We start from the raw sequence: 26,942 nt of genomic DNA, 5'->3' as shown, positions 1-26,942 counted from the left end.
GTTAGGAATTTTCATTAGTTACTTCAAAACCAATTTCACTCAAACTGAGAAAAGTTAAAAAAACATTTTCATCTTTAGCTTTTTCACGAAAACGTTCAATTCTATCTGCATTTAAACCGGTCTTTGTATTGGTTACTACGATCAAACGAAACTCTGATTTGATACCTGTGATCTTCTGATATTTTTCTACAAGTTCTTTCGATCTTCTTATCGAATGCATTATAAGTTGCAAAGAATATTCTGCATTTCGTATCCACTTCACTTCAAAAACAATACTTTTTTGATTATTATTTTCAGAAATCACACCATCAAATTCAACTGACTCTCCATCTTTTCTAAATCTGACATTTCGTTCAATGTTACCGTAGGTTTGTGATAAAAAGTCAAGTGTTTTTTCTTCAATATCAAATGCATATTTCATCATTTCTGTTCGAGACATATCTTGTAACTTCGATATATCTATCTTCTTTTCTTTGGAGATTTCATCATCAATTGTTTTACTAGCAACATATTCTTCTTCAAGTACTTCTTCCGCTTTTCTACGAATATTATCTTCTTTTGACAAGACTTCTTTTTTATAGTTGAAATAATTCTCATCTTTTCTAAGGATAGCTGCAAGATTTTGTAAAAATTCCAATTCTGTTACAGCAGTCGCAACAATAAATATCGCCGCAAAATATGTACTCCAATGTGAAGCAAAAAATGCAAGGGACGCAACCAGCAATATTGAAAACATCTTCGTTGCATGGCTTCGTAGATTTACTAAAAATGATATAAATAAACATACTATTGCAATAATAAAAGCAATAGTACCTATAAAATTTGAATAGCTATCTGGTAAAATAGCTGTGAATAGAGATTCCATTTTTTGTACCTTTTATTCATTACAAAAACGTACTTTTCACCTAATCCATATATAGATTATTTAGATACACAGTATTTCTGAATATCAAAACCTATCTATCAAAATTAAACAAAATGACATATTTTTAAAGATTTTACTGTGAAATAAAAAGATTTGCAAGGGGAGTGCGAATAAATCCCAAGCAAGATATTTTGTCATGCTGAACTTGATTCAGCATCTAAAGTGTATATTAGATCCCGTATCGAGCACGGGATGACGGAGAGTGTTTCGTTCGTGGTGCGCACTTGTGCCCTACAAGGTATGTCGAACCATGAACATACTATTTGTTTACCCTTCGACACACTCAGGGCGAACGGATAGTTATAGACGAACGATCTTCGCCCCAAATCCCCCTAAATGCTGAGGAGCATCGGAAAAGCCTTTGACACTCGGATGCACTTTTAGAAACTCTTTGACCGCATAGGAAAGTTTCCCCGTTCCGATCCCGTGATAGATAATCACCTCATCAAACCCCTGCAAGAGTGCATCCGAGAGAAATTTATCCATCCGCTCGCACGCCTCTTCCCCTCGAAGCCCATGTAAGTCAAGTTTGAGACCGCTTTTTTGCTCCACTTGCATCGTATGGGTGGTTTTGGGCTTTTTCGGGAGGTTACCGGAGGGTTTGAGATCCGTTAGCTTCACCCGGATGCGCATCCCCTCCACTTCGATCATCGCGTCTTTATTCCCCAGACTCACGATAGTGCCGCGCTGAGTACGGTATTTGACACTCTGCCCTACGGTAAAGACGATCGGTTCGGGTTCAGCAATCTTTGGAGGCTGATTTTTCGGCACCATCGAAGCGGCTTTGTTAAGCTGACGGTGGATAGCGGCCATGTCCATCCCCTTTGCCGCTTCTTTCGCTTCGCGTATGGCGGCGTCATAGCCGTATCGAAGTTTGCTCTTTTCTGCTTCCAGCTCATTTCGTAGATTTTCACGTGCTTCTTTGAGTTCGCGTTCCTGAGTTTTCAGCGATTCGAGACGCTCATCGACCTCTTTGTTCTTGCGCTTCAGTTCCCGTTCCAGCTCGCTTCCCCGTTCGATGAGGATATTGAGTTTTTCGTGGTTCTCGCCATAGACGACTTTCGCTCGGCTGATAATAGAAGGGTTGATTCCATATCGGGCCGCCGTCTCAAACGCGTAGCTTTTCCCGATGACGCCGTGCAAAAACTCATAGGTGGGAACACGCCGTTCCTCGTCGTACAGCGCGGCGAGCAGTTCCACATCATCACGGTCGGCCATCAGGGCCGCGAGCCGTTTATGGTGGGTCGTGACGATGATCTTCTGACCCCGCTTGATCAGCTCATCAAGGACAACGGCAAAAAGGGCCGCCGCTTCGTCGCTGTCGGTCCCCAGCTCGATCTCATCCACCCCGACAAGGGCGTTTTTATGATCAAACAGGTGGCTGAACTGTACCATCCGCCCCGCGAACGTCGAGATATCGTTGCTGACGTTTTGGGGATCGTCGATGACCGCAACGAGGCGTTTGAATCCGCCGATGCGGGATTTGTGGGGGTTGAGCTTCATCGGGATCAGGTATTTGGCCATCGCTGCCGCACTGAGGATCGATTTGAGGAGCATCGTTTTTCCCCCGGCGTTGACCCCGGTGATCATCAGAAGGTTCCCTTTGAACCGGACGCTGATCGGTTTGGGTTTGTGCAATGCGGGATGGGAGAACTCTTCGAGAATGATCTCGTTGTTGTTCTGCGGTTTGAGGATGGCATAGTTTTGCGCCCGCGCAAACAAAACACGCGCCTGATAGTGGTCATACCGCTCAAATTCACGGTCGATGAATCCGATAAAGGGGAGCAGCGGAGCAAGTTTCATCGAGAATTTTTTGGCGTACTCGTAGAGTTTCGCCTCCCGCTCCTGCAATATACCGCGCAGCTGCTCTTTGGAGCGGAGGATCGCGTCGGGGGCGACGTAGAAAAATCCCGCCCCCGTCCGTCCGATAACGGAGCCTTTGAACACATGGTTAAACCCGCCGCGCAGCAGCAGACACTCTTCGTCATTGATATAATGGATCTGGCTATCAACCAGATAGGGGGCAAGCTTTTGGGTAAATAACAGCCGCTTCATCGATTCGTTGATCTCGGTTTTAATCGCCTTGATCCGCTGTGCGATACGGTGAAGCTCTTCATCACGCGATTCGATAAATTTTCCGCTCTCATCAAAGTACTCGTCAATCTCGTCGAAAATTTCGGGAATGCGGATCGTCCCCATCCACTCACCGATGATTCCGGGATAGTCGTTGTTGCGCATCAAACGAAAATAACGGACCACCTTGATCACTTCAAACATCTCTTCAAACCGCAAAACACCCTGCTTTTTCAGATGGTTGATAATCCCCTCAAACGCCAGGCTTTTCGGAGGGGCTTTGAACTCCAGCGCATCAAGCGCCTGAATGTAGCGAAAATGGCGTTCCTGATCCCCGGGGATAGCGATATTCTGGTGACGGGAGAAAAATTTCTCTAATGCCGACAAATGGGGGAGCAAATCGAGTTTACCGAATAATTCGGCCAAATTAGACGACATGGAACTCATCGGCACTCACGCAGATTGAAAATTTGTTGATAATGACTCGTCCCTTTGTTTCCGATAAAGCTTTGGGTCCCGTCGCTGTAGGAAAATTCGCTCCCGTTGACTTCGATCCCCTGACATACGACGCGCTCGCCGTGTCGGTATTTGAGTTCGATGTCCGTCACCTGTGCCCGTTCCTGATCGCTTCGGATATTGTAGAGAATGGCACCGGACACCACCAATGCAACCGCGAGACTGATCATTGCTTTTTGACGAATATCCAGTTCCGTGAAATAGTGCATTATCCCGAAAATAACGATAACGACACTAAGCCACAGCCAGTACCCCATACTTACTTGACTCCCCGAAGCTGATAGGTCAAATCCCCGGCTCCGAATCCGACAATCAGATCGCGATCATACGTTCGTACCGCTTCATCACCGACAAGAGCTTGTATCGTATCCCCTTTGCGGTAGAGTTTATCGACCATCAATGGTGAATATCGTCCGAACAGCCCTTTGAAATCGATCTCTACATGCTCTTCACTTGCCGCCCATACCGGAAGAATGACCAACTCATCCACCCCTTCGAAACATTCGATAAAGGCATCGATATTATCCAGCGTCCGTGAGTATTTGTGCGGCTGCCAGATCGCAATGATACGATCAAACTTTTTGAGCTGCGCATAGGTTTTGAGCGACTCCATCGTCGCTTTGATCTCGGTCGGGTGGTGGGCATAATCGTCGATGATGACACGATCCGATCCTTTGAAAATCACATCGAACCGTTTTTTGATCCCTTTGAAGTGGAGGATATTGGCACGAATCGCCGCGATGCTCATCGTCTGAGCCGCCGCCAAAATCGCCAGTGACGCGTCCATGGCGATATGTTCACCGAATCCCCATACTTCGAACTCTCCCATGTTTTTGAGGGTAAAACGGGTGTAGGGTTCATCGTCGATGAGGGTGTAGCGGATATTGGTAATGTCCTGACTCGGGTAGAGACGGATCGCCTCACATTCGAGGGTTGCCATAAACGGATCTTCGGCATTGATGACACGGATCGGTGCCATCTCGACAAAACGGCGGTAGGCGTTGTGAAACTCATCGAGGTTGTAGTGATAATACTCCATATGCTCCGGCTCGGCATTGGTGACGATGGAACAGTAAGGGTTCGAATTCAAAAAACTCCCGTCTGATTCATCGGCTTCGAAAAGCATCACGTCGGTGCTTCCGTCGTAGCGGACGTTGGAGCCGAAATCTTTCGACTCCGCACCGATGATCGCGCTTCCGCTCATGATCGAAGCAAGAATCGCCGTCGTCGTACTCTTGCCGTGGGCTCCGCATACCGCGTACACTTTTTTCTCTTTGAGGATACGAAGCAGCGCGTCGCGTCGGTGCAGGACATCGATCCCTCTGTTTTTTGCTTCGACGACTTCGACATTGGTGTCGCGGATAATCGCCGAATGGATGACCAGATCACACCCTTGCGGGATATTGGCCGCATCGTGGCCGATCATGACCGTGATTCCGCGATCACGCAGCCGTTGGGTAATATGGGTCTCTTTCATGTCCGAACCGCTCACCTCATGACCGCTGAAACGCATGTATTTGGCGAGTCCCGAAATGCCGATACCGCCGATACCGATAAAGTGAATTTTCATTTTTTTCCCTTATTGTGCATATCTAATTTATAATAATCAATCAGCATATTCTGTGGAATATACTCAATCAAAACTTTCTCCAAATAACCAATCTTTTGGTTCTTTATCTGATAACTCTAGTCGTATACTTTTTTTAATTATTTCTTTTTCTTCATCTGTCAAAATATTTATTTCATGCTCTTCATCCAGTATCTCTTTTAATGTATTATCTCCAATATTTATAAAATACTGAAATTCATGATCCCTAACAAGCTCTAAAACAATTTTAAAAATTGTAGACCGTTGCCTTCTATCCATTTCTGAAAACAAACAGCCATCATGTGCCAAAAAGTTCAACAAATCTTTATTCAGTTGGTACAATAAAACATCATAACAAAATAATTTAACCTCACCTCTTCCTTGTGAACCTTCTTTTGGGATATGTGAATTGATAGTAAAAAGATATTTTGCATTTGGAGCTTCTTCAATTTTAAAGGAACCGCCCTGATTGTCATAAAACTTTTTTACCAAATCTCTAAATTTAGTTTCTAATAGTTCTAGTTTTTGATGATTTTTTTCAAGATATGAGATGCTTTCTTGTTTTATCACTGCATTTTTAACATCCAAGTCACTTTTATCTTTTTTAAAATCAACTAGGATATGCTCGTACTTTTCTAAGTTTTTTTGTTCTGCTTCCAGTGTCTTTATTCTATCTTTTAAACTATCTCGCTCTTCAAGTGCACCACTATTGTTTAAGTCTTTCAGCATACTATCTCTTTTTATAGAAACCGTATTTAAATCTAATTGTATTTTTTCAAGGGAAATTTTTAAATCTCTAATTTCTATACCTAACCTTTTTTTTCTACTATTTATTAAGTTATTATGAAAAGCTTGAGCATCTTCTAGTCTTTTTGTAATTTTGTTTTCAAAAAAGAAATGTGCTTCATTAAAAAGTTCTTTAATTTTTTCAATATCTATATTAGTATTCTCTGAACTTTCAAAGTTCAGCTCTTTCATTTTTAATTTTTTAGTTGTAAAAAATATCTGGTTCCTAAATTCATTAATTTCGTTCGTTAAAGCATCTGCCTCTTTTTTGAGTTTATCATAGTTTTCTGCGATAATGAATTCATCAACTTGTTTATTTAGTCTTATAATTTCATCTTTTATGTCATTAATATTTGTTTTATCTAAAGCTTTTTCATACTCATTAATAGCTTTTTTTGCACTTTCTAATTTTAATAATCTTTCTTTAATATCAAAACTTCTTTTGACCAAAGACATATCAATTCCCAATAAATATAGATTAGTATATTGCTGCTTATAATCTTCTATTGAGCGACCTTGCTGAGTAAGTATGTTACTATAATAAATCATACCATTATCACTACTGTATCGTCTGGCAAAACAATTAAATACTTGTTTGAACGATAAAGTCGAATTCTCCTCTAAAAAAATCTCATTTAATTTTTTACGATAATTAGTTTTAGCAATTTTTTCTTCATTAATATAAAACTCCGATTGAGAAAAATCTTTTCTAATCCTGTATTCCTTTTTTTTATGTGAAAAGGTCAATTCAAACACACCATATTTAGCTAAATATTCTTCTAATTTTTTTTCTGATTTAGTTTTAAATGTTGAGCCAAACATATAATGAATCAATGACAATGACATACTTTTGCCAATACCATTAATTGATTTTTTCTGTTCTGCTGTTAGTTGAGAACCAACAACTATGTTAAGTCCACTTTCAAAATTTATTGTTCTAAATTTGGGATTTTCAGATGTTAATTGTAATAATTTCATTCTCATCCTTTATCTTGTTTATAATATATAAAAAATCAACAGATAAAATCAATTTTTCAATGCTAATCTTTTTATAATATCGCATATTTATCTCTTCTAATAAATCATCTATATTCATGCCATTTACTTTTAAAATTTCTATCACTGTTGCGGATATACTTATCAGACTATCAACAGGCTGTATAATTTTTGTAGGCATAATCATTCTTTAATCCCCACATCACAAATTTCAAAAAAGAATGCAATAATAATCCAACTAATTTCTGTTGCATTAAAATCATCAATGATAATATGCTTTTTTAATTCCATATGTAAATTATGAATTATTTTATTAAAATCTAAAGCATATTCTTTTGATAAATGATGAAGTTCTGTTATAGTTAAATTCTCTAATTCATTTTTTGAAATTTTAGAAAACAACAGATCTATTAACACTTTTCTATATAAGACTTCAATTACAAAACTTTGTAACTTACTTAATACATTTTCTTCATCTTCAATACTATTTAAAATTTCTCTGTAATCTAACCCATTATTTATTTTTGAGGAAAACCTATCATTTATATTATTCAGCTCTAATTTTACTTTCGTATCTATACTTACAAAGTCATCATCATAATTAAAATTCATTTTGGTGTGATTTTGAACTAAATGCTTAAAAACTAAATTTAAAATCATCTCTTCTGTATACTTATTTTCAATTCCTTGAAAATATTTAGTATTTAATTCGATAAGTTTTGTGGTTTCAAGATTATTTATATCCCTGATTAAATCAGTATAATCTAATAATAAATTCTCTAAATCAATACTATATAAACTATTAAGTTCATCTATAGTTTTCTTGTCTGGTTTTGATTTATCGAGTAAAAAAAATATTTTTAACGTGTATTCTTTGTACTCTGGTTTTGTTAATGCTTTGAATGTTTTCTCAATTTTTTCTTTTGTTCTTGTTGTTGTAATTTGATAAGCTATTTTTTCATTTCTATCAATTAAGTCAATACATGCAATATTCTGACTTTCAAAGTTTGCATTTTCAAAGTTATATCCATAAACAAATCTAAATACATCTCTAAAATAATTTTCTGCATGAATATTTAATCCATAATCATTTATATGCTGTCTTTGTTCTATATCGAATCGTGTTATTGCTAATACTCTACTGATATTATTAAATGCTTGCTGTCTTAAATCAATCACTCAAACATCCTTATATTGATTCTTGGTCATACGGAATATTTTTATCAGCACAATATTTGACTATTTCTTCCTCTTTTTCATAAAACTGATCACATTTTCCATTTAATTCATTAATCGTCGAATCCAAATACCTATCTTCTGCATTTAAAATTTTTTCGATTTGCTCTATAAAATCTTTGTATTTGTTGTTAATGTGGCAAAGTTTATCTATCGTTTGATAATCTAAGTCCCGATAAGAGGATTGAAATAGCATTTGACTTTCAAATGGATTTGAATGCAATTTAATTACACCAATTCCAAAAGCTTTATTAAGACGTTCAATCTCCTCTTTCAAGTGATCTCCGATTTCAAAAGCAACTAAATAACCTCTATTTGCCCAACTCGAATTCGATACTGCTTGAAAATAACATTTTTTTAGTTCAGTATCAGAATTTATCTCTTTTTTAAGCTCATACGAAACAATCTCACATGAATCTTTTTTTTCAAGAGTTTTTAGAAGTTTGACGCTTGCATCACTTTTTAGTTTAACGAATTTCACACCAACAATATCTGGATGCGCCCATTTTTGTGTATCATCTTTACTATTTTTTGATTCTTCATGAAGAATAGTCTTTGCATAAATACTTTTACTTTTAAGATAACTTACAAAGAGCGGATGTAGATCTCTTTCTGTAAAATCAGTTTTATTACTTTTTTTTACATCAATCTTTTCTTCAGAAAAACTATCTTCGATAGTTTCATTAATTACTTCATTTTTTGTCAAATAGTAATAATATGTACGCCCTTCTTTTGTTCTTCCAATTCTCGTATCATTCTTACGAATAAAATCACCTAATAATGCTGATACTGTTGCATCAGGTGTAGACCCGTCAAATACATATATTTTATTCTCTAAAATATATTTTGTAACATCCTGATAGGTTGATGGTTTATCTATCTCATCAAGAGTTTTCAAAATTGCATCTTTAACAGTCATTTGACACCTTTTTTTTAGTCAATATCATTATACTTTAGTTCTACTCAATCGATTTTTTAAAAAAACTGATATAAAATTTGCCGCCGTTTTGAGTCGCATTCATATCGACGTATTCATCGATGAAATCGTCAAACGGTATACGCGCATCGCATGCCGCCCGGTGAATTTTCATCGCTTCGCTGAAAGAGGCGTCATCACTTAAACCTCCGAGAACTTCGAATAAGGCACTTGCATCACCTGCCGATCCCGCACTGTAGTGTTCGATCGCATACTCGTACAACGCCCGCAGCGTTGCGAAATCCTGCACTTCGCTCATATCAAGCCGCTCCAGATTCTCCAGCGCGTTGGTAAGCCGCTCAAGGGCGACATCGAGGATATTGGCATAATAGGCCATCAGAGTCTCTTCGTCAAACTTCTCATGCGCCTGGGATTCAAGAACGTAGAGAGCAGCAATGTCCCCTTCGCTCTGGGCTTTGTAAATTTTTTCTTTCAACTCGATCATTGGAGGGCCTCCTTCAGGCGGTGTAGTGCTTCGATCGTACGTGCGGTCTCTTCGACGAGGGCGATACGGAGATATCCGATCCCGGGATTTTCACCGCAACTGTCTTCGCGTGCCAAAAACTCCCCCGGGAGGACTTTGACATTATAATCGCGGTACAGGCGCCGGGTAAATTCCAGCGGATCAGAAACTTTAAGCCAGAGATAAAACGTCGCATCGGAGCTCTCGACCCCTAAAATTTCCCGTGCCGCTTTGAAGTTTTGGGCATAGACCTCCCGCGCAGCCTGAACATGAACATCATCGGCCCACGCCATCGCGGCGGCAGCCTGAAGCGGCAACGGAGACGCACATCCGACATAGGTGCGGTACTGTGCGTACCCTTTTAATATCTCTGCATCTCCGGCGATAAATCCGCTGCGCAGTCCCGGCGCGGAAGAGCGTTTGGAGATCGAGTTGATCACGAGGACATTTTTAAACGACCTATTCCCGACATGGATCGACGCTTCGAGAAGCGAAGGGACTTTTTCGGCCGTATAAATCTCGCTGTAGCACTCATCGTTGATGAGACAAAAATCGTGTTTGAGGGCCAGTTTCACCCACTCCCCCAGCTCATCGAGGCTCAGTACCGACGCGGTCGGATTGTTCGGAAAATTGAGGATCACGAGATCGCACTCGGCCAACTTTGCTTCATCAACCACCGGCTTAAAACTATTTTGCTCGGTCAGGTTCAGGTGGATCACCCGTGCGCGCGACGCGATCGCTGAGCCCTCATAAATCTGATAAAACGGATTGGTGTAGGCCATCACGGGATTTTGTGTATCAAACAGATAAAACTGCGGAAAGTTAAAAAGCACCTCGCGCGTCCCGAACGTGCTGATCAGCTCAGAAGGTTTCAGCTCCACCCCGAAACGGGTAGCGACAAATCCCCGCATCGATTCATTCAAATAGCTCTCCCCCGCCGTTTTCGGATAGCGGCGCAGCTCTTCAGAGTGTTTGCACAACGATTTTTGGATAAATGCGGGAGTCTCGAACTGCGGCTCTCCAATGGTGAGAGCAATCGGCGAATAGTCAGAATTAGGGGTAATCCCCTCCAATAGGGCGGTCAATTTTTCAAACGGATACGGCTCAAAATGCAAAGGACAGTCTTTGTAATGGAATTGTGTAGATATATTATAGCGATATGAGGCTGTAAATTTTAAATAGTACCGTCACAATTGACGGATCGTAGAAATTTTTGCGGGTATGGGGAACCAATCCCCCTCTAACGGGTGAGGACGCGAAAAAGTTTTATCGTCGTATAGGTTACCCACATCGTAGAGATGATGTAGCTTACGTTCGACCACGTTGTCGGGTCAATACTCAATTCAAATGTTCCGATTATCAATAAAAGAAGCGAAATTTCCAACGCATAATAGATAAAAGGTTTAAACAGACTCGGCTCTCTCTGATCTTCCAGCGTACCATCGAGTTTGATTTTTCTTCGTTTTCGATTTTTACCTGAAAAATTTTTTTGCATTTAAAAACCTTCCATAAAACTAAAATTCATTGTACCATAATCTTTTTTCGCCTTGCATCACTTTTTTAACAAATCAATTTGCATTAAAAACAATTGTTTCAAATCGTGCCGCGTCATCCCCGTTTTGCATCAAAAATCGGGGCTGCCCCAGCATCCCCTCTTCTGCCGATGCCGGCCGGCGGCCGATAGAAAAGGCCGCTGTATATCCGCACTTCTTTGCTATCGCTTCCAAATAGAGGTCATGAATCCCGAATGCCCAGGCCAGATACTTCACCTCATGCCCCATCTCTTTTTCCAATACCGACTTCGATAAGCCGAGTTGTCCGGCAACGAGTTTTTCATACTCCGCAGGAGGGAGTCTGCGCTTCTCGATCTTAAAATTGGGGTGCCAGTAGGTGTGCGATTCAACGCTAAAGTATTTCGTCGCCTCAAGTTCTCTGAGCTGATCCCACGTCATCGCATATTTGGCATTCGAAATGGCACTGGGGTAGATGAAGAGAGTCACCGGTACACGGTATTTTCGGATCAGCGGCGCCATATCGGTATAAACGCTTTTGTGGCCGTCATCGACCGTAATGACGACCGATTTTAGAGGGATCTCCTCTTCTCCCCGAAGAAATTTCACCGCCCTCTCCATCGGGATCACCGCATACCCATGCTGTTGCAACCATTTCAGATGCGTTTCAAATACGCGGTTGCTCACCGTCATACGCTCTGGCGCATTCGGCCCAAAGCGGTGGTACGCTAAAATCGATATCTTCTGCTCCGCCGCCAACGGAGAGAGGAAGAGACACGCAATCCAAAAAAGAATGGATCGGGCAGGTAGCATCACTCCATTTCCAAACGCATTAACAGCAAATCTTCCCCCTCATCCACCCGCACATCGGTGCTCTCGCACTCCGGACAGCAATAATGGGCTCTCTCAAGGGCATTGGTCGCATGGCAGGAACGGCAGGTGACGACAATCGGCTGAATGTGCACCACCAGCTCCGCAGAATCGCAGAGTGTATGTTCTCTAAACGTCTCAAATGCCGTGGAAAGGAGATGCGGTTCCACCCCGCTCATCACCCCCACCTTGATCTCGACGCGGGTGATCTTTTCGGCATCGTTTACCTTTGCATAGCTCTCGCATTGATCGAGCAGCGCTTGGACGATCGAATACTCATGCATTAACAAATCCTCGGTAGTAATTCGCCGTTCGGAGTCTCTAAAAATCGAAACGTCCCCCACGGGCTTTTTAAAATAACCTTTTTAGGGTATTTTTGGGTTAATATTTGGTTTTTTATACCGAATATTATAGCAAATTTTTTACGGCAACCAATTTCCAGTTCGCCCTGCGCTCAAGAAAACATCACTTTACGATCGGTACCCTTGTTTTGTCGAAGGGTCAATCGTTCATGGTTCGACAAGTTTACCACGAACGGAAAGTCTAATACTTCACTAGAGTTCTTGCAGAACTCTCTTTTAAACGTGCTTTGAGCAAAGCCCAAAGCACTACGCTAGCCGCTATGGCGCTAAAGCTTGCCTCTTCGAGGCAGAAAACTTCTTGCATAACAAGGTTATGCAAGAAGTCTACTATATTTTTTTACGGTAACCGATACTTAAATATTTTCAAAATGATAATTGTATCTCCGACACTATCGACATAATAAGGAATGGTATACCCTTTGAAAACCAAATCCCGCGCATTTTCATCGTCATAATATTCGGACTCTCTGAATTTGAAAGGGAAATGAGGTAAATCGACTATTTTCGCATCCAGCTCTTTTTTGAATGCTTTTGCGTTGTGAGGATTGTTTTGTGCGATAAATTGAAGCGCCGTTATCAGCTGCGTATTAAACGTTTTGGATTTAATGATTCGCAACGTCTAAACCGTCCAGCCAGTTATCGATTGCGTCCATCCCCTCTTCATACGGGAGGAAATTTTTATCCCCGTTTGTTTTATAGTCATCGATGAGATTTTTGATCTCTTCACGATGTTGTTGAAATTCAGGGTCGTTGGCACTTCTCTCTTTTTTGAGAAGGATAACTTTGATTGATTCATTGTCCGCAAACCCGTACTCTTCTGGAATGGTGATCGTTCCGTTATGGTTAATGGTTTCAAATTCGACTGCATACATCGCAACAACCTTTTTTATCCATTTTTTCAATTATAGCAAGAGTTTTTCTTTTTAGGGAAAACTCCGCCATTTTCAATACTTCACCGTCTCTTTTTTCGCTGGCGCCATCCGATCTTCCGTCCCGTCCACCATCCACTCGAACGCTTTGATATCATGTTTGCTCACCACCATATAGCGCCCCTGCGCCATCATGTTGTTGCTAGATGTAGCATGCCGGCGGTCGATCGTGAACGCCAGCATACCCCGCTCATCACCCCACCTTGATCTCGACGCGGGTGAGCTTTTCGGCATCGTTTGCCTTTTCATAGCTCTCGCACTGGGTTAACAATACTTGCACAATAGAGTATTCATGCATTAGCAGATTCTCGGTAACAACTCGCCATTTGGGGTCTCTAAAAATCGTGACGTCCCCCACGGGCTTTTGAGGATCACTTTTTGTGGATACTTTTGACTCACTTCACCCACCACCGAAGCCATAGCGCACACCTCAAACCCCTTGAGTATCTCCAGGGCTTGAAGCGCGTGATCTTTGTGGATCGCCAACACAAACGTCCCCTCATTCGCCAATGCCGTCGCTTCAAATCCCAGCATTTCACAGATCCCTTTGACCTCATCGCTCACGGGAATTTTTTCCTCTTCTACTTCGATACAGACGTTCGACTGTCTCGCCCACTCGTTGAGCACCGCCGCAACCCCTCCGCGCGTCGCATCGCGCATCGCCGTGATCCGCACCCCTGCATCCATGAGAGCTTTGACTTGCGGATAGAGCGAGTTACAGTCACTTTTGAGGGCACTGCTCATCTCCATCCCCTCACGCGCGGCGAAAATCGTCGCTCCGTGGCACCCGATGTCGCGATTGATGAGGATCACGTCCTCTTCGCTCACGTTATTCGAGCTGATCCCCGCTTGGACGATCTCACCCAGCCCTGTGGTGTTGATAAATATCTTATCCACGCTCCCCTTCGGTACCACCTTCGTATCGCCGCTGACCACGACCGCACCGTTAATAAGAAGCTCTTGTCTCATACTCTCGACGATCCGCTCCAGTAACTCTACCTCAAACCCCTCTTCGATGATAACGCTGCAAGTGAGATATTTGGGCTGTGCACCCATCATCGCGAGATCGTTACACGTACCGCACACCGCGAGCTTTCCGATGTCCGCCCCCGCGAAAAAGAGAGGACTCACCGTAAAACTGTCGGTACTCATCGCCAAATTTCCGATCACCGCCGCATCTTCGCTTCGTTCCAATATCTCGTTGTTAAAGGCTTTGTAAAATACCTTTTTGATCAGTTCGTTGTTCTCTTCGCCGCCGTTGCCTTGGGCTAATGTAATTGTTTTGGTCATTGGCTATCCTCATTTAGTTTATATGCGTCCAACTCAATTGCGAATACAGTGCGTTCGTAATTGGAAATACTCTGTTGTTTTCCATATTTATAACCTTTTAAACAAGTCCCAATTCTTCGGAGATGTCTTTGATGAGTTTGGAAAACGGTTTTTTTGATAAATCATCATTTTCATCTATAAGATTGAAAATATCTTTTTTGATTTGCTGGAACGGTATACCCGTTAGATTTTGCAATTCTTTTAAACGACTTTCTGGATAAAGTTCGGCATTTTGAATCATTTCAAAAACTATATCCTTGTGAACTCTATACCGCTCATCTAAATAAAGTTTTTCGATGTAATCTTTAAAATCATTAGAATAATTTTCTTTGAGAGGTATTTCTATATCTTTTTTGGATTTTATTTGTAAGTTTTGACACATTCCATCTAAAAAGAGTTTAAATTTTACTTTTTGCTCAAAATCGTATTTTTCTGAACTAGGTGCCAAATTAGTAAATTCAATAATTCCTTTTAATTTGGAATTACATGTATAACAACTAGGTACAAAATTATAGAGAGAAAGGGCTAGGTAGGGATAAGTTGATTTATCATAATAATGATCTAATGTAAATTTATTTTTCTTCTTACTCTTTGTATTGTAAGTATTTACAAAATCAATATTACAATAATAACATGTTGAAATATCGAGATGATTTTCAAAAAAAAGGCTTATTACATCTGGTTGTAAATCTGTATAATTAAATAAGAACTTTATATATTTATTTTCTTTTATTCCACCATTTGACTTTATTTGTTTTTTAATTTGTTGTATCTTTTCAAAATCACCAATAATCAAATCTTCCAAAGATATACTCATAAATAAACTTTCAAAATTACCTATTTTTAGAGACTTATAAATATCAAATAACTCTAGAGTACTAATCGTTTTTTTATTCTTATCAAGAGATATGTCTTTTAGCTCATCTCTAATCACATATTCTATTTTCCCATCTTTTTTAATACATTTAGAGTTTACTTTTTTACATACTTTTATATCAAATTTTTTATTTGCAATACTCGTATAATAAATATTGTTGTCAAAGCTCTTAGAATAATTAATTTTTAGCATTTTTCAAACTTTTCAAGGATTGTTTTCTTTTTTCAAGTTCAATTAACTCTTTATCAATTAAAGTTTTTTCATCAGAAAAAATCAGATGTAACTCGTCTAAATAATTGCCCATAATAGTCTTTAAAAATGGTTCACCTATGATTTTTTGGATATTTTCAAAGTCATCAATATTTTCTTTAAATTCTTGCTCAAGTTCTTCTATATTATTTTTACCTACTTGTACTTTCTCATAAAAATCTTTTATTGCTGTTATCTTCCCTCTCGCAAACTCCCCCATCAACCCTTTATCCATAAAAAAACCATGAGAAAGGAGCATGTGAATATTTGCACCGAATGTTTGTTCTGGGTCTTTGAAAGGAGAATCTTGTTTTCCATTTTTGAGAAATATCACGTTTTCTTTTGGTAAGTCTGAGAGGATAAAAGGAGAATGTGAAGAGATTATTATATTAAGTGGAACATTCAATTTTGAAAAAAACGGTATAAAAGTGTTTATAAGTTTTTTTTGCCATTTGGGATTTAGTCCTGTTTCAATCTCATCAAGAAAAATATTAATTGTATTTTCATTATGACTGAAAAAATGGGCATAGTATATAAGTGAATATACTAAACTAATGAAATTTTTCTCACCATAGCTCAAATCATTAAAACAAATATTATCTTTATTGTATGCATTAACTCTTATACAGGATGGTATAACTGGTAATACTTTGAGTATAGTTTTTGTATCATTCAACCTACGATTTAATATGTTATCATCGTTTAATATTTTTACGGCATCGATAAGCTTTGCAATTTCAACTACATCTACGTTAAGTCTATTTGCGTTTTCTTTTAGAGAGTCTGCAAGTTTAATATTTGAAGTTAATGTCATAAACTCTTCAATGTTCTCTAACAAATATTTAGTAAGCTTATAAACAGGAGGAACGACATCATTTTTGGGAATTTGTTTCTTTTGTTCAATGTAATTTTTTCTTAAATAGTCTTTGATGGAACCATCTTGAAAAAAATAGTCCTCAAATTCTTTAGTATCAAAACTTTCATTTGCAATAGACATTATTGAGGTAATAAAATAAGCATATAAACTTTTTAAGCTTAAATCATTGTAATTACTAAACAAAATCTCTTTTATTTTTTGATTATCATGTTTAATTAAGTACTCAGTATCATCTAAATTAAAAATAAAATCCACTTTTTGAGGAACAAAATTGAGCTTTGTATTATTGAGAAGTTGATTTAGTTTAAAATCAAAGTTTTTAATTTTCGAAACTTCTATCGACTTATACATTGTCAGAACAGCATTGTTTTCTAACTTTTTAATGTCAATCAAACCCTTTTTCTTAGATGGAAAAGCATAAATATTTAATGTGTCTGGTTTAAAATCCAAATCATAAATTGCACCATATTGATCTTTTAAACCATCACTAATATAATCAAGAAAGAAAGAACTTACTAACTCAATCGAGGGATTATAAAAAATATTGTAGCAGTCTCTTTTTTTAAATTTAGAGTTATAAAAATAATATTTTTTATACTCACATCCAACACAATTTTCTTTTATACCATTATCATTGGTATTGATCTTATCAAATCCTATATTTTCTGTACTGAAATATTCAATAGCAATACACTTTGTTTCATTGTCATAAATCAATACCCAAGATTTACTTGTATCTTCGGCATCTTTTTGCGAAGCACTATAAAATAAAAGCATCAATTGCTCAAGAATACTACTCTTACCACTCCCATTTTCCCCAACAATCGCGGTAACATTGATATTTTTTGGAAATATATGAACATACTCTTTGTTTTCATCAATCGTTAATTCATTTTTCTCAGGGTCATAATCACATCGATACCGCCCGCTAAAATTAAATCCCTGATGTTTTATATTTTTGTATTTTTCAACCCATAAATAGACTAATTCCATTCAATCTTCCCTCTATTGTTCATCATCCAACACTTCCCAATGCCCACTTTTCAAACTACCGACCCTTTGAAGTCGCCCTTGCTCTTTGAGTGTTGCCATATCTCTTTTGATGGTTTTATCGCTTACTTTTAATCGCTCGGCTATCTGTATCGACGTGATCTCTTTGTTTTTTTCGATCAGTTTTAGAATCTCATTCAAACGATTTTTAGGGACATTTCTAGGGACATTTTTAGGGACACTTTCATTCGAAGCATTTTTCAATGTTTTGAGTATAATCTCCAACATAAATTCTATAAACGGTGTACTCTCTCCCGCACTTCCCGAAGCTTCCAAAGCCTTATAATACGATGCTTGATGTTCTCGAACGACACTCTCTATGGGGATAAATCCGAAAATCTTTTTGTACTGGTTCAATATAACACTCTGCCAAAGTCGTCCCACCCTGCCGTTACCATCTTCGAACGGATGGATAAACTCAAACTCATAGTGAAAGACACAGCTAACAATGAGAGGATGATCTTTGGTGTTTTGTAACCATTCAAATAGATTTCCCATGAGTTCAGGTACAGCTAAAGCAGGCGGAGCAACATGGGTCACACCATTTTGATCGCCAACACCTACGTTAGTATGTCTATAACTTCCCGCACTGGATACAAGTTTTTCCATCATCAGTTTATGTGACAAGAGGAGATCTTTTTCTTTTTTATAGACGTAATTATCAAAATGCTCATACGCTTTTATCGCCCCTTGTACCTCGGCGATCTCTCTCATCGTCCCTAAAACGGTTATGCCGTTTATAACATTCGTCACTTTCTCTTCGCTAAACGTATTGCCCTCTATCTGCAAGGTTCCCGTAATACTTTTTACACGATTTTTTTTACGAAGTTTCGGCGTTTTTAAATTGGTTTCTATGTGCTTAATATCCGTTATGATTTCAACAATATCACTTACTAAAGAGAGCATTTTAGAGGTGATCGTAAACGGCGGTTGATAACTCATACCAAATTCCCATATTTGTACAAAAGCAAAGCCTTATGCCGCCGTTTCACTCCACCGCGCCACTTCTACGGTTACCTGTTTCTCTCGTGCGGATTCTACGATCTTTTCGAGTTTCGCCGTCGTATCATCGCTCAGCCACTCCTCGCCGCACTGCGAACACACCTGCGCAGGTACATCACGTACAACGACTACGCCAAATCCTAAATCGACGGTAAAAGTACTCATACCATCGACAATGTGTCCTTTACATAATGGGCAGTTATTCATCGTTTTTTCCTTGTTTTAAAATCGTTTTCAAATTCTTCGTTGTTCGGATGATACGCCGTGATGATATAACACGTTTCACCCTCTAATGCCATCACGATGTGTAACGGCTCACTCACTAATTCATATACCAAAAACTGGGAAAAGGATAATCGTTCGGATACGATTCGATGATCTCACCATATTGAGCACAATGGATAATCTCCTCGCGTCCAATAGAACGCTCCATCATCCGCTGAGCTGCATGTTTACGCCAAATAAATTGAGTAATATTACACATTATTTCTCTTTCATCGTATTGTCCACTATTATACCAAATTCCAATATTTTCATATTTACCCCATATACTGGTATATTTTATACCAGCATACTATAGAATTTTATAGATTATCTCGAATCTCTACTTGCAAATTCCCATACTTATAATACGCCGAACACGCCCCCTCAGAACTCACCATACAGCTTCCCACAGGACTGCTCGGTTTACACGCGGTGCCGAAGATACTACACTGCGGAGGGGAGGCTTTCCCTTTTAAGATGTCGCCGCAGATGCAGAGTTTGTGATCGTCAATCTCCTCTTTGGGCAACACGGCATCATACATCTTTTCGGCGTTGTAGCGATCATACTCGCTCCGCAGACCCATCCCGCTTTGGGGAATATCACCCAATCCGCGCCAGCGAAAGTCCACTTTGTGGAAGTATGTATCATTCAATGCTTGGGCTTTGAGATTCCCCTCACGCGTTACGGCACGTTTGTACTCCACCTCGAGTTCGCATCGATTTTCGATAAATTGTTTGACGATCATGCTGATCGACTGCATCACGTCCACCGGCTCGAATCCGCTGACGACGACGGGTTTGCCCCAATCGCGCGGAAACTCTTCGTAGATTTTGCTTCCGCTGATAACGCTGACGTGGGAAGGTCCTAAAAACGCATCGATGATACACGCCTCGTCGCTGATCAGAGCGCGCATCGGTTCGGGCACCGTGACGTGGTTGACGTGCAGGAGGATGTTTTTGACATCTTGGCGGATCACCGTGTCTAAAAGTGCCGCGGTCATCGGGGTCGTCGTCTCAAATCCGATGGCAAAGAAGATGACCGTTTTATCGGGGTTCTCTTGGGCGATTTTGAGACAATCGAGCGGTGAGTAGACGAAACGGACATCCGCCCCCTTACTCCGTGCATCTTGCAAACTTCCGTTGCTTCCCGGAACTTTGATCATATCGCCCAGCGTCACCAAAATAACGTTCTCTTGCATACTCAACACATAGGCATGGTCAATCCGCTCTTTGGGCATGATGCACACGGGGCATCCCGGACCGTGGACGAAATGGATGGTGGAGGGGAGCAGTTGAAGGATGCCGTATTTCATGATGGTGTGGGTATGTCCGCCGCATACCTCCATGATATTGATCGGATGCGGGAGTTTTTGAGCATCTGCGGCGATAATCTTCGCGTAGGCTTTTATCGTATCGGCATCTCGAAAGTCATCATAGAGATTTTTGAGTTCCAGCCCCATCTCAGGCTCCGCCGTTCGGACAATTGTCACTCTCTGCTATCGCGGCTAGTCGCTCTTGTTCATCCATAACGTCCAATATTTCCCGATAGACTCTGAGCGATTCGAGGGCATCTTCTTCATCGATTTTGTTCATGATAAATCCGATATGTAGGAGTACGTAATCGCCGATAGCGACTGTCCCCTCTTCCATCAAATCAAGTCCTGCAGTGCGCTGAACCCCCATCGTATCGACGGTTGCGGTATTGGTTTCGGGATCGATTTTGACCACTTTAGAGGGGATCGATAAACACATAATCAGTTTCTCATCTTTCGCTTAAATTCGATCCACTCAATCACCCGTTTTACCGAAGCTTCATCATTGATGTTGACTTCCAAAATATCGACATTGGGTTTGATCTTTCGCGCTTCGGCTTTTTCACGCTCGATATCGTATTTGAAATACGGTAACAGATCGGTTTTCGTGATCAGGATCAGATCGGCAGTGCGGAACATCACCGGATATTTGGCAATTTTGTCCTCCCCCTCAGGGATCGAGACAAGGACGATGTTGAGATGCGATCCCACATCGTAGCTCGCAGGGCAGACGAGGTTCCCGACGTTTTCGATAAAGCAGACATCCAGTGGAGCTAAGGGCAAATCGTGGAGCCCTTTGTGTACCATAAACGCGTCCAAATGACACGCACTCCCCGTCTGAATTTGCACCGCAGGAATCCCTTTGGCGATAAGACGATCGGCATCGCGCGACGTCTCCAAATCCCCCTCGATCACTCCGAATTTAAAGGGTGAAATCTCTGCCATCGCTTCTAAAAGTGCCGTTTTACCGCTTCCCGGTGAGCTCATCAAATTAATCGCCAGTACTCCGTGCTCGTTAAAATGCTCACGGTTGTGGACCGCTTCCCGATCGTTTTTATCCAAAATTTTCGTAATGACGGAGATCGTTTTCGGGTCATTCAGCTGAGGATTTTGGTGAAGCGTCTCGTGTGCCGCCTGATGGGTGTGAGAGTGTTTATCATCATGGTGGTGATCGTCGTGGGTATGCGTATATTCGTTGCCGAATTCGTCGACATGGGTATGGGAGTGATGATCGGTGATCGAACAGCCGCAATCTTTACACATTAATAAAATCTCCTTGTTATTATCATCTGATGTTACGCACTTTACGGGCATAGCCCGTAAAGTGGCAGGGACTAGAGTCCCTACAACCCCCTAAAGCTACCCGCATCTTCCGGATGCGGGAGAATAATTCCCCTTTTCGCACTTGCTAAAGCAAGGTGCGTAAGGTCCGTTATCATTTTAAACGTCGCAGAAAAAAATTTCAGGTTACGCCAACAACATATTTCCGCCGACGAGGATAGAGATGACCCCCACCGCCGTAAATACGCGCCGTACGTTTTTGATCGTCGTTAATATATCTTTATTAATCCAAAAAATAACCAAACCGAAGGAAAAAAAGACAACCATCACCCCCAATACAAAGGCAAAAACCATCGAAAAATCGACGACCTGTCCCTGAAGCACCCCTAACGTTACCAGCATGCCGCGCACTCCTCCGATCCCCATCAACACCCCCACACCGAACGCCGAACTGCCGGAATATTCGTGTTTGTGTTCATCCCCGAACCAGATATGGACGTGTTTTTTCCCCTCATGGGTATGAGATTTCATATGGATCTTGTTTCGAAAGACCATGCTCAGCAGATAGACGCCGACCGAGACGATCACGCTTGAGGCGATGATATCGCCGTATCCCAAGATCTCGGGGGGGATGGCCGTATGCATCATGATCTTTGCAAAGACGAACAGCATAATCCCATGCCCGATCGCAAACGCTCCTACGCTCAGAAAGGTTTTTTTGGTCTCTCTGCCGATGGAGAAATCGGCGATTGCGCTCAGATGATCGGGCCCGAAGGCATGCAGGATACCGTACCAGAAAATAACGATCAACCCGAGTTCCATGATCCCCCCATTTATGATGAATAATCATTCAGTAGGGATGATTATAGGACAAATGGGTAAAAAGATTATAAAATAGGCAGGTTCTTATACAGTTTCAGAACCCATCTCTCTCCCCATCCGCTACAATAGCTCTCATGAAAGCGCTTGAGCACTGTATCTACTGTTCCCAGCCTCTCTACCGGCTGAACGACGGAATGGTCAAATGCAGCAGCTGCAAAAAAAAGTACAGTCCGAAAAAATATCTCAACGATCTACAGATCATCCATGCATTTTGTGACGATCTCTCAGCCCTCCGCGTCTCCCGAATGCTCCGTATCAACTATCTCACCGTCAAAAAACGGTTTGACCGGTTTCGATGGCTCATCGCCGCCTATCAGGAGGAGTGCTACCTCTCCCGGAAGTGCGAGGTGAGCGAATACGAGGAGTATTTCTATCTCGAAGCGAACAAACGGCACGACCCGAAATCGATTTTCGACGCCCATAACTTTTTGACGTTTGATTACGGAGGTCTCATCTATACCCTCCTAATGCCCTCGCTTCAGCGCCACAAAGAGCAGTTTCTGGCCGACGGACTCGAAGAGAGCTATTACAAAGAGTTCAACAAATACATCCGTCTCAATCGCATTGCCAAACTTCAGCACCGCGAAAACCGGATCACCCGTTTCTGGGAGTTTTTCGAACACTTTATCCTCCGCTACAAAGGGGTGAGCGACGAGTTTTTCCCCTACTATCTCAAAGAGGCCGAATTCAAATTCAACCATCCCCAGCAGCGGCAGCGGGAGATTCTCGAAAAACTGTGGCTGGGTTTAAAGAGTTGATGCGTCAGGTCAGTTTTTTAGATAAAATAGCTCCTATAATCAAATTTTAGAGCCTGAAAAGGGGAGAATGTGAACACTAAAATGGCGAAAAAGATGATCCTTATCTATGCGATAGCGACACTCACCGCTCTTAATGCCGATCCATTGGAAACCTCCCCCGGTTGCATACGACCGATCAAACCCGTAAAATTTACCAACAATAATCAAGTAGAGCAATTTAATGCAGAGAGTCAACGCTACAAAACCTGTATCGATACCTTCATCGCCCAACATAAAGAGAATATTCAGCGCAGTACCGATGCTATCAACAACACTATTAAAGAGTGGAATAGCTTTGTGACGACTACCAATACTAAAAAAGATTCTCCCTTCCCCATCCAAGGAAAAACGGGAATAAGCGAAGGGGGTTCTCATAATGTAGGTTACCGTGATCCTACACAATTTACAACAGGCTTTAGCTTTTAGCTGATGTTATGCACTTTCTGGGCAAAGCCCAGAAAGTGGCAGGGACAGATGTCCCTACAACCCCCTGAAGCTACCCGCATCTTTCCGATGCGGGAGATTACTAACCTATTTCGCCCCTTTTGAAAAAGGTGCGTAAGGTCAGTTTCTTATTATTTAACTCGTTTAATGCTATTATTTAGATTCAAAATACATGTGTTTAGGAAAACTTTATAAGATGAAAAAAGCACAAACTTTAGAAGATATGTATAACAGTTTTGAATTCAACAGACCATTAAATGAAAATGAATATGATTTTTTTGAAAACATTTATGATGCCAAATTGACAAGATTTATAAGTGATGTAAAAAGAAATAAAATGCATCAAAACATTTTTTTCATTGCCGGACAGCGCGGTAATGGAAAAAGTACCATTTTAAATAACCTAAAAAATAAAAATCAAGCTTTTGAAGAGAGCTATGAAATTCGTCATATTCAGGCTATGGAGGTCTTTGATATCTCTGAAGTGGATATCGTAGACATTTTACTGGTTATCGGATTTGACCTGATAGACAACAATAAACTAGACGGTGCCAAGACGAAAGAGTTGCGAGATAAATTTGAAAAAAAACTCCAAGAACTTCAAGAATTAAGCTCAGGGGAGCTGGAAAAAACATCTTCCGAAGCAAGCTCTACGTTAAAACAAGGGAGTGTAGAAGGCAGCCTCTCTACAAAAGCAAACTTTTTTTCATACTTCAGTGCAGAGTCCAAACTGAGTGCTATCTACAAAACAGACAAACACATCCGTGAAGAAGCCAAAAAAAGATACCGATTTAAAACCAAAGATTTACTCAACACCATCAACTCTCTGATTGATGCGTACAAAAGATTGTCTAACTCTCCAAAAGAGATTTTACTGATACTGGATGGATTAGAAAGATTATCGAATATTGATAATATCAATAAAATTTTTACCGAAGACATAGCTCTTTTACGTGATGTAAAATGTTTTAAAATCATTACTATGCCGTTGTATTTAAAAGAGGTTATTGATATTAATGATATAAAACCTATCGATTTTACGATGGAAATCAAAGACGGAAAAATTAAAAATATTGATAAATTAAAAGTGCTTATTGAGAAAAGAATCGAGAACAGTGCACTTATGACACCCGAAGCGATCGATTTGGCCGTCCAAATGAGCGGTGGGAATATCCGACAGCTGTTAGAGATCATACAAAGAGCATCAACGGAAGCGATCGATATATTCGAAACCGATAAAGTAGATGTCGATGAAATTAAAAGTGCCATGGAAATCTTAAAAGGTCACTACGCCTCTCGGACACAGATCAATTCAGACTTTTTAAAGAAGATAAAAGAGACACATAAGATCGAAAATGAAGAAGATTACTCATCGTTGGCAAAGACGATCAAAGACGGTTTGGTATTTGCCTATTTTAACGGAACCGTTTATTATGACATCAACCCTATCATCGCAGAGAATTTAAACTAAAGCGATGCAATCACTCCTCCCCCAAGACAGAGTTGCCCTAAAAAGACTTGAATCCGATATCAAAAGGGTTTCAAATGCCAATGGGATATTGTTGGTCGGCGTCGATACGCAAAGATTAGCCGATGAGTTTCAAGAGCACCTTATAACTAATTTTGCTCTCAAATTTTTTACTTTTGAAAATGAAATTTTACGAGAATTAGCCAACAACGAGTGCTATAATAAAAATGATTTTTTTCTTGCCAATATCTATGGTCATAACAATCCAAAGGCTGTTGTCGCCGGATTACAGTTTCAAAGAGATTTCATCTATCTCAAAAATATAAAGATAGTGGTCATTCTCTCAAACGAACTGCTGGAATACCTCAAGTGTGAAGCCGGAGACTTGTTCTCTACGGTAAAATTTTCGTACTCGTTTAATGACCACTCTTTTTCATATATCCCTGAAGTAAAAGACGAAAAACTACAAAAAGCCATAGCTGACTACGAAAAGTATCTACTCTCCGATCTCAAACACAATAATATTCTTTATGATTTAACAACAAATATTGCTTTGGAAGCCCACAATATAGGTAATTTCAATCTCGCTTTGGAATACTTCAACCTCTCATTAAGCTACACCAATAATCATAAGGGTAAAAAAGCATACACTTTAGGCAACATAGGGATGACCTATAATAATCTTGGGAATTATCAGAAAGCTTTAAAATTTCAACGCGAAGCATTGGACTTACACAAAAAAATGAAAGATAAATATGGAGAGGCTAATTCACTCTCTAATAGTGGGAATGCTTACTCCGGTCTTGGGATGCTAAAAGTTGCATTGAAGTCCTTCAATGACTCTTTAAAGATTTATAAAGAGATTGATGACAAAAACAGCATCGCAATTTCATTAGGAAATATTGGAAATATATACTTCAAGTTAGGCGAATATAAAACTGCTTTACAATACCAGAATGATGCGCTAACAATACATAAAGAGATTGGTGATAAAAGCGGTATTTCAGCTTCGTTAGGAAGTATCGGTAATATTCATATGGGATTAGGTGAGTTTGAAATGGCTCTACAACACCAAAATGACGCGTTAAAGATAGAAAAAGAGTTCGGGGATAAAAATGGAATTGCTATAGCATTAGGAAATATTGGAGCTATCTATCAAAATTTAGGAGAATTTCAAACTGCTCTGCAGTACATAAATGATGCTTTGAAAATTCACCAAGAAATCGGTGATAAGCATGGAATTGCTACAGTATTAGGAAATATTGGCAAGCTATATCTTGAATTAGAAGAATTTAAAGCTGCAATGGAATACCTAAATGACTCTTTAAAAATTGAAAAGGAGATCGGCAATAAACTTGGGATTGCTTCGATATTAGGAAGTTTTGGAAATGTTTATCAAGGATTACAAGAATTTGAAACCGCTTTAAAATATCAAAATGATGCTTTAAAGACTTATAAAGGGACTGGCGATAAAAGCGGTATTTCAGCTTCGTTAGGAAGTATCGGCAATATCTATAGGGAGATGCAAGAGTTTAAAATCGCTCTAAGATACCAAAACGATGCTTTAAAAATTAAAAAAGAGATCGACGAAAAAAACGGCATTGCCAATATATTGGGCAATATCGGAGACACCTATCTAAAAGCTGGCGATTATGAAAATGCTCTTAAATATTGTCATGAAGCTCTGAAAATATCCAAGGAAAATAAATACATCTATTTAGAAGCCGAAACCTTAAAAGACATAGCCAAAATCCATAAACTGCAACATAATCCCAAAGAAGCCAAAACGCACTATCTCCTTAGCCGACATCTCTTTGAAGCGATGAAGTTAGAGAAAAAAGTGGAAGAGATACGTAAAGAGATAGAAGCACTTTAAAC

29 protein-coding genes are annotated in these 26,942 nt (G+C 40.1%); 4 read left to right on the top strand and 25 right to left on the bottom strand.

Going from position 1 to position 26,942, the window contains the following annotated elements; genetic code table 11:
- Nucleotide 1 precedes the first annotated feature (1 nt).
- The 25 genes from M0P91_RS11330 to M0P91_RS11210 all read right to left on the bottom strand — a co-directional run bounded on the left by M0P91_RS11330 (nucleotide 2) and on the right by M0P91_RS11210 (nucleotide 22,295).
- Nucleotides 2-865 (bottom strand): hypothetical protein, encoded by an 864-nt coding sequence (locus M0P91_RS11330; RefSeq protein ID WP_295067370.1) that lies wholly within the window; start codon nucleotides 863-865, stop codon nucleotides 2-4.
- 360 nt (nucleotides 866-1,225) lie between these two features.
- Entirely contained in the window at nucleotides 1,226-3,436 is a 2,211-nt protein-coding gene (locus tag M0P91_RS11325) for an endonuclease MutS2 (RefSeq protein WP_366934080.1), read from the bottom strand.
- A gap of 5 nt (nucleotides 3,437-3,441) precedes the next feature.
- Nucleotides 3,442-3,771 carry a hypothetical protein gene (locus M0P91_RS11320; protein WP_295067366.1) on the bottom strand — a complete coding sequence of 110 codons (330 nt, stop codon included), beginning with the start codon at nucleotides 3,769-3,771 and terminating at the stop codon, nucleotides 3,442-3,444.
- A 2-nt stretch (nucleotides 3,772-3,773) separates the two neighbouring features.
- The gene (gene murC, locus M0P91_RS11315; protein ID WP_295067364.1) at nucleotides 3,774-5,084 is read right to left on the bottom strand and encodes a UDP-N-acetylmuramate--L-alanine ligase; all 1,311 of its coding nucleotides are present in this window, start codon (nucleotides 5,082-5,084) and stop codon (nucleotides 3,774-3,776) included.
- Nucleotides 5,085-5,147: 63 nt separating this feature from the next.
- On the bottom strand, nucleotides 5,148-6,866 hold the full coding sequence (locus tag M0P91_RS11310; RefSeq protein ID WP_295067361.1) for a DUF2326 domain-containing protein: 1,719 nt from the start codon (nucleotides 6,864-6,866) through the stop codon (nucleotides 5,148-5,150).
- Nucleotides 6,841-7,065 (bottom strand): ABC-three component system middle component 6, encoded by a 225-nt coding sequence (locus tag M0P91_RS11305; RefSeq protein ID WP_295067358.1) that lies wholly within the window; start codon nucleotides 7,063-7,065, stop codon nucleotides 6,841-6,843. Before M0P91_RS11305 ends, M0P91_RS11310 begins: the two co-directional genes overlap by 26 nt.
- A 2-nt stretch (nucleotides 7,066-7,067) precedes the next feature.
- On the bottom strand, nucleotides 7,068-8,063 hold the full coding sequence (locus tag M0P91_RS11300) for an SMEK domain-containing protein (RefSeq protein WP_295067356.1): 996 nt from the start codon (nucleotides 8,061-8,063) through the stop codon (nucleotides 7,068-7,070).
- A gap of 10 nt (nucleotides 8,064-8,073) precedes the next feature.
- Nucleotides 8,074-9,039 (bottom strand): hypothetical protein, encoded by a 966-nt coding sequence (locus M0P91_RS11295; protein ID WP_295067353.1) that lies wholly within the window; start codon nucleotides 9,037-9,039, stop codon nucleotides 8,074-8,076.
- A gap of 40 nt (nucleotides 9,040-9,079) precedes the next feature.
- Nucleotides 9,080-9,541 (bottom strand): hypothetical protein, encoded by a 462-nt coding sequence (locus M0P91_RS11290; protein ID WP_295067350.1) that lies wholly within the window; start codon nucleotides 9,539-9,541, stop codon nucleotides 9,080-9,082.
- Complete coding sequence (locus tag M0P91_RS11285; protein WP_295067347.1) at nucleotides 9,538-10,674, bottom strand: succinyldiaminopimelate transaminase; 1,137 nt, start codon at nucleotides 10,672-10,674, stop codon at nucleotides 9,538-9,540. Before M0P91_RS11285 ends, M0P91_RS11290 begins: the two co-directional genes overlap by 4 nt.
- Before the next feature lie 125 nt (nucleotides 10,675-10,799).
- Entirely contained in the window at nucleotides 10,800-11,054 is a 255-nt protein-coding gene (locus M0P91_RS11280) for a hypothetical protein (protein WP_295067344.1), read from the bottom strand.
- A 73-nt stretch (nucleotides 11,055-11,127) separates the two neighbouring features.
- Nucleotides 11,128-11,883 (bottom strand): polysaccharide deacetylase family protein, encoded by a 756-nt coding sequence (locus M0P91_RS11275; RefSeq protein ID WP_295067342.1) that lies wholly within the window; start codon nucleotides 11,881-11,883, stop codon nucleotides 11,128-11,130.
- Nucleotides 11,883-12,224, bottom strand: coding sequence for a hydrogenase maturation nickel metallochaperone HypA (hypA, locus tag M0P91_RS11270; protein WP_295067339.1), 342 nt, complete (start codon nucleotides 12,222-12,224; stop codon nucleotides 11,883-11,885). Before hypA ends, M0P91_RS11275 begins: the two co-directional genes overlap by 1 nt.
- Nucleotides 12,225-12,639: 415 nt before the next feature.
- The gene (locus tag M0P91_RS11265) at nucleotides 12,640-12,918 is read right to left on the bottom strand and encodes a type II toxin-antitoxin system RelE/ParE family toxin (protein ID WP_295067337.1); all 279 of its coding nucleotides are present in this window, start codon (nucleotides 12,916-12,918) and stop codon (nucleotides 12,640-12,642) included.
- Nucleotides 12,905-13,174 carry a hypothetical protein gene (locus M0P91_RS11260; protein ID WP_295067334.1) on the bottom strand — a complete coding sequence of 90 codons (270 nt, stop codon included), beginning with the start codon at nucleotides 13,172-13,174 and terminating at the stop codon, nucleotides 12,905-12,907. The genes M0P91_RS11265 and M0P91_RS11260 overlap by 14 nt, the downstream gene beginning before the upstream one ends.
- Nucleotides 13,175-13,528: 354 nt before the next feature.
- Nucleotides 13,529-14,521 carry a hydrogenase expression/formation protein HypE gene (hypE, locus tag M0P91_RS11255; protein ID WP_295067331.1) on the bottom strand — a complete coding sequence of 331 codons (993 nt, stop codon included), beginning with the start codon at nucleotides 14,519-14,521 and terminating at the stop codon, nucleotides 13,529-13,531.
- A 97-nt stretch (nucleotides 14,522-14,618) separates the two neighbouring features.
- Nucleotides 14,619-15,629, bottom strand: coding sequence for a hypothetical protein (locus M0P91_RS11250; RefSeq protein WP_295067329.1), 1,011 nt, complete (start codon nucleotides 15,627-15,629; stop codon nucleotides 14,619-14,621).
- Nucleotides 15,616-17,556: an AAA family ATPase gene (locus M0P91_RS11245; RefSeq protein WP_295067326.1), complete on the bottom strand. Its 1,941-nt coding sequence runs from the start codon at nucleotides 17,554-17,556 to the stop codon at nucleotides 15,616-15,618. Before M0P91_RS11245 ends, M0P91_RS11250 begins: the two co-directional genes overlap by 14 nt.
- A 12-nt stretch (nucleotides 17,557-17,568) precedes the next feature.
- Complete coding sequence (locus M0P91_RS11240; protein WP_295067323.1) at nucleotides 17,569-18,555, bottom strand: Fic family protein; 987 nt, start codon at nucleotides 18,553-18,555, stop codon at nucleotides 17,569-17,571.
- A gap of 33 nt (nucleotides 18,556-18,588) precedes the next feature.
- Nucleotides 18,589-18,822, bottom strand: a complete 234-nt coding sequence (locus M0P91_RS11235) for a type II toxin-antitoxin system MqsA family antitoxin (protein ID WP_295067320.1) — start codon at nucleotides 18,820-18,822, stop codon at nucleotides 18,589-18,591.
- Between the two features lie 115 nt (nucleotides 18,823-18,937).
- On the bottom strand, nucleotides 18,938-19,099 hold the full coding sequence (locus M0P91_RS11230) for a DUF4258 domain-containing protein (RefSeq protein WP_295067317.1): 162 nt from the start codon (nucleotides 19,097-19,099) through the stop codon (nucleotides 18,938-18,940).
- Between the two features lie 100 nt (nucleotides 19,100-19,199).
- The gene (gene hypD / locus M0P91_RS11225) at nucleotides 19,200-20,339 is read right to left on the bottom strand and encodes a hydrogenase formation protein HypD (protein ID WP_295067456.1); all 1,140 of its coding nucleotides are present in this window, start codon (nucleotides 20,337-20,339) and stop codon (nucleotides 19,200-19,202) included.
- A 1-nt stretch (nucleotide 20,340) separates the two neighbouring features.
- Nucleotides 20,341-20,631: a HypC/HybG/HupF family hydrogenase formation chaperone gene (locus M0P91_RS11220; RefSeq protein WP_295067314.1), complete on the bottom strand. Its 291-nt coding sequence runs from the start codon at nucleotides 20,629-20,631 to the stop codon at nucleotides 20,341-20,343.
- Nucleotides 20,632-20,633: 2 nt separating this feature from the next.
- A complete protein-coding gene (gene hypB / locus M0P91_RS11215; RefSeq protein WP_295067311.1) occupies nucleotides 20,634-21,455 on the bottom strand; it encodes a hydrogenase nickel incorporation protein HypB in 822 nt (273 codons plus the stop codon).
- A 204-nt stretch (nucleotides 21,456-21,659) separates the two neighbouring features.
- Nucleotides 21,660-22,295 (bottom strand): hypothetical protein, encoded by a 636-nt coding sequence (locus tag M0P91_RS11210; RefSeq protein WP_295067309.1) that lies wholly within the window; start codon nucleotides 22,293-22,295, stop codon nucleotides 21,660-21,662.
- 134 nt (nucleotides 22,296-22,429) lie between these two features.
- Between M0P91_RS11210 and M0P91_RS11205 the strand changes: the two genes are divergently transcribed.
- The 4 genes from M0P91_RS11205 to M0P91_RS11190 all read left to right on the top strand — a co-directional run bounded on the left by M0P91_RS11205 (nucleotide 22,430) and on the right by M0P91_RS11190 (nucleotide 26,940).
- The gene (locus tag M0P91_RS11205; RefSeq protein ID WP_295067306.1) at nucleotides 22,430-23,113 is read left to right on the top strand and encodes a transposase; all 684 of its coding nucleotides are present in this window, start codon (nucleotides 22,430-22,432) and stop codon (nucleotides 23,111-23,113) included.
- A gap of 69 nt (nucleotides 23,114-23,182) precedes the next feature.
- Nucleotides 23,183-23,578 carry a hypothetical protein gene (locus M0P91_RS11200; protein WP_295067304.1) on the top strand — a complete coding sequence of 132 codons (396 nt, stop codon included), beginning with the start codon at nucleotides 23,183-23,185 and terminating at the stop codon, nucleotides 23,576-23,578.
- A 214-nt stretch (nucleotides 23,579-23,792) separates the two neighbouring features.
- Nucleotides 23,793-25,067, top strand: a complete 1,275-nt coding sequence (locus M0P91_RS11195) for a hypothetical protein (protein WP_295067301.1) — start codon at nucleotides 23,793-23,795, stop codon at nucleotides 25,065-25,067.
- Between the two features lie 4 nt (nucleotides 25,068-25,071).
- Nucleotides 25,072-26,940, top strand: a complete 1,869-nt coding sequence (locus M0P91_RS11190; protein WP_295067298.1) for a tetratricopeptide repeat protein — start codon at nucleotides 25,072-25,074, stop codon at nucleotides 26,938-26,940.
- Nucleotides 26,941-26,942 lie beyond the last annotated feature (2 nt).

The sequence above is a fragment of the Sulfuricurvum sp. genome, assembly GCF_023229695.1.
Lineage (GTDB): Bacteria > Campylobacterota > Campylobacteria > Campylobacterales > Sulfurimonadaceae > Sulfuricurvum.
This window is presented reverse-complemented; position numbering and strand designations above follow the sequence as displayed.

Coding starts and splice junctions, on each gene's coding strand:
- M0P91_RS11330 (WP_295067370.1), bottom strand. CDS start 865: ATGGAATCTCTATTCACAGCTATTTTACCAGATAGCTATTCAAATTTT.
- M0P91_RS11325 (WP_366934080.1), bottom strand. CDS start 3,436: ATGTCGTCTAATTTGGCCGAATTATTCGGTAAACTCGATTTGCTCCCC.
- M0P91_RS11320 (WP_295067366.1), bottom strand. CDS start 3,771: ATGGGGTACTGGCTGTGGCTTAGTGTCGTTATCGTTATTTTCGGGATA.
- murC (WP_295067364.1), bottom strand. CDS start 5,084: ATGAAAATTCACTTTATCGGTATCGGCGGTATCGGCATTTCGGGACTC.
- M0P91_RS11310 (WP_295067361.1), bottom strand. CDS start 6,866: ATGAAATTATTACAATTAACATCTGAAAATCCCAAATTTAGAACAATA.
- M0P91_RS11305 (WP_295067358.1), bottom strand. CDS start 7,065: ATGCCTACAAAAATTATACAGCCTGTTGATAGTCTGATAAGTATATCC.
- M0P91_RS11295 (WP_295067353.1), bottom strand. CDS start 9,039: ATGACTGTTAAAGATGCAATTTTGAAAACTCTTGATGAGATAGATAAA.
- M0P91_RS11290 (WP_295067350.1), bottom strand. CDS start 9,541: ATGATCGAGTTGAAAGAAAAAATTTACAAAGCCCAGAGCGAAGGGGAC.
- M0P91_RS11280 (WP_295067344.1), bottom strand. CDS start 11,054: ATGCAAAAAAATTTTTCAGGTAAAAATCGAAAACGAAGAAAAATCAAA.
- M0P91_RS11275 (WP_295067342.1), bottom strand. CDS start 11,883: ATGCTACCTGCCCGATCCATTCTTTTTTGGATTGCGTGTCTCTTCCTC.
- hypA (WP_295067339.1), bottom strand. CDS start 12,224: ATGCATGAGTATTCGATCGTCCAAGCGCTGCTCGATCAATGCGAGAGC.
- M0P91_RS11260 (WP_295067334.1), bottom strand. CDS start 13,174: ATGTATGCAGTCGAATTTGAAACCATTAACCATAACGGAACGATCACC.
- hypE (WP_295067331.1), bottom strand. CDS start 14,521: ATGACCAAAACAATTACATTAGCCCAAGGCAACGGCGGCGAAGAGAAC.
- M0P91_RS11250 (WP_295067329.1), bottom strand. CDS start 15,629: ATGCTAAAAATTAATTATTCTAAGAGCTTTGACAACAATATTTATTAT.
- M0P91_RS11245 (WP_295067326.1), bottom strand. CDS start 17,556: ATGGAATTAGTCTATTTATGGGTTGAAAAATACAAAAATATAAAACAT.
- M0P91_RS11240 (WP_295067323.1), bottom strand. CDS start 18,555: ATGAGTTATCAACCGCCGTTTACGATCACCTCTAAAATGCTCTCTTTA.
- M0P91_RS11235 (WP_295067320.1), bottom strand. CDS start 18,822: ATGAATAACTGCCCATTATGTAAAGGACACATTGTCGATGGTATGAGT.
- M0P91_RS11230 (WP_295067317.1), bottom strand. CDS start 19,099: ATGTGTAATATTACTCAATTTATTTGGCGTAAACATGCAGCTCAGCGG.
- hypD (WP_295067456.1), bottom strand. CDS start 20,339: ATGGGGCTGGAACTCAAAAATCTCTATGATGACTTTCGAGATGCCGAT.
- M0P91_RS11220 (WP_295067314.1), bottom strand. CDS start 20,631: ATGTGTTTATCGATCCCCTCTAAAGTGGTCAAAATCGATCCCGAAACC.
- hypB (WP_295067311.1), bottom strand. CDS start 21,455: ATGTGTAAAGATTGCGGCTGTTCGATCACCGATCATCACTCCCATACC.
- M0P91_RS11210 (WP_295067309.1), bottom strand. CDS start 22,295: ATGGAACTCGGGTTGATCGTTATTTTCTGGTACGGTATCCTGCATGCC.
- M0P91_RS11205 (WP_295067306.1), top strand. CDS start 22,430: ATGAAAGCGCTTGAGCACTGTATCTACTGTTCCCAGCCTCTCTACCGG.
- M0P91_RS11195 (WP_295067301.1), top strand. CDS start 23,793: ATGAAAAAAGCACAAACTTTAGAAGATATGTATAACAGTTTTGAATTC.
- M0P91_RS11190 (WP_295067298.1), top strand. CDS start 25,072: ATGCAATCACTCCTCCCCCAAGACAGAGTTGCCCTAAAAAGACTTGAA.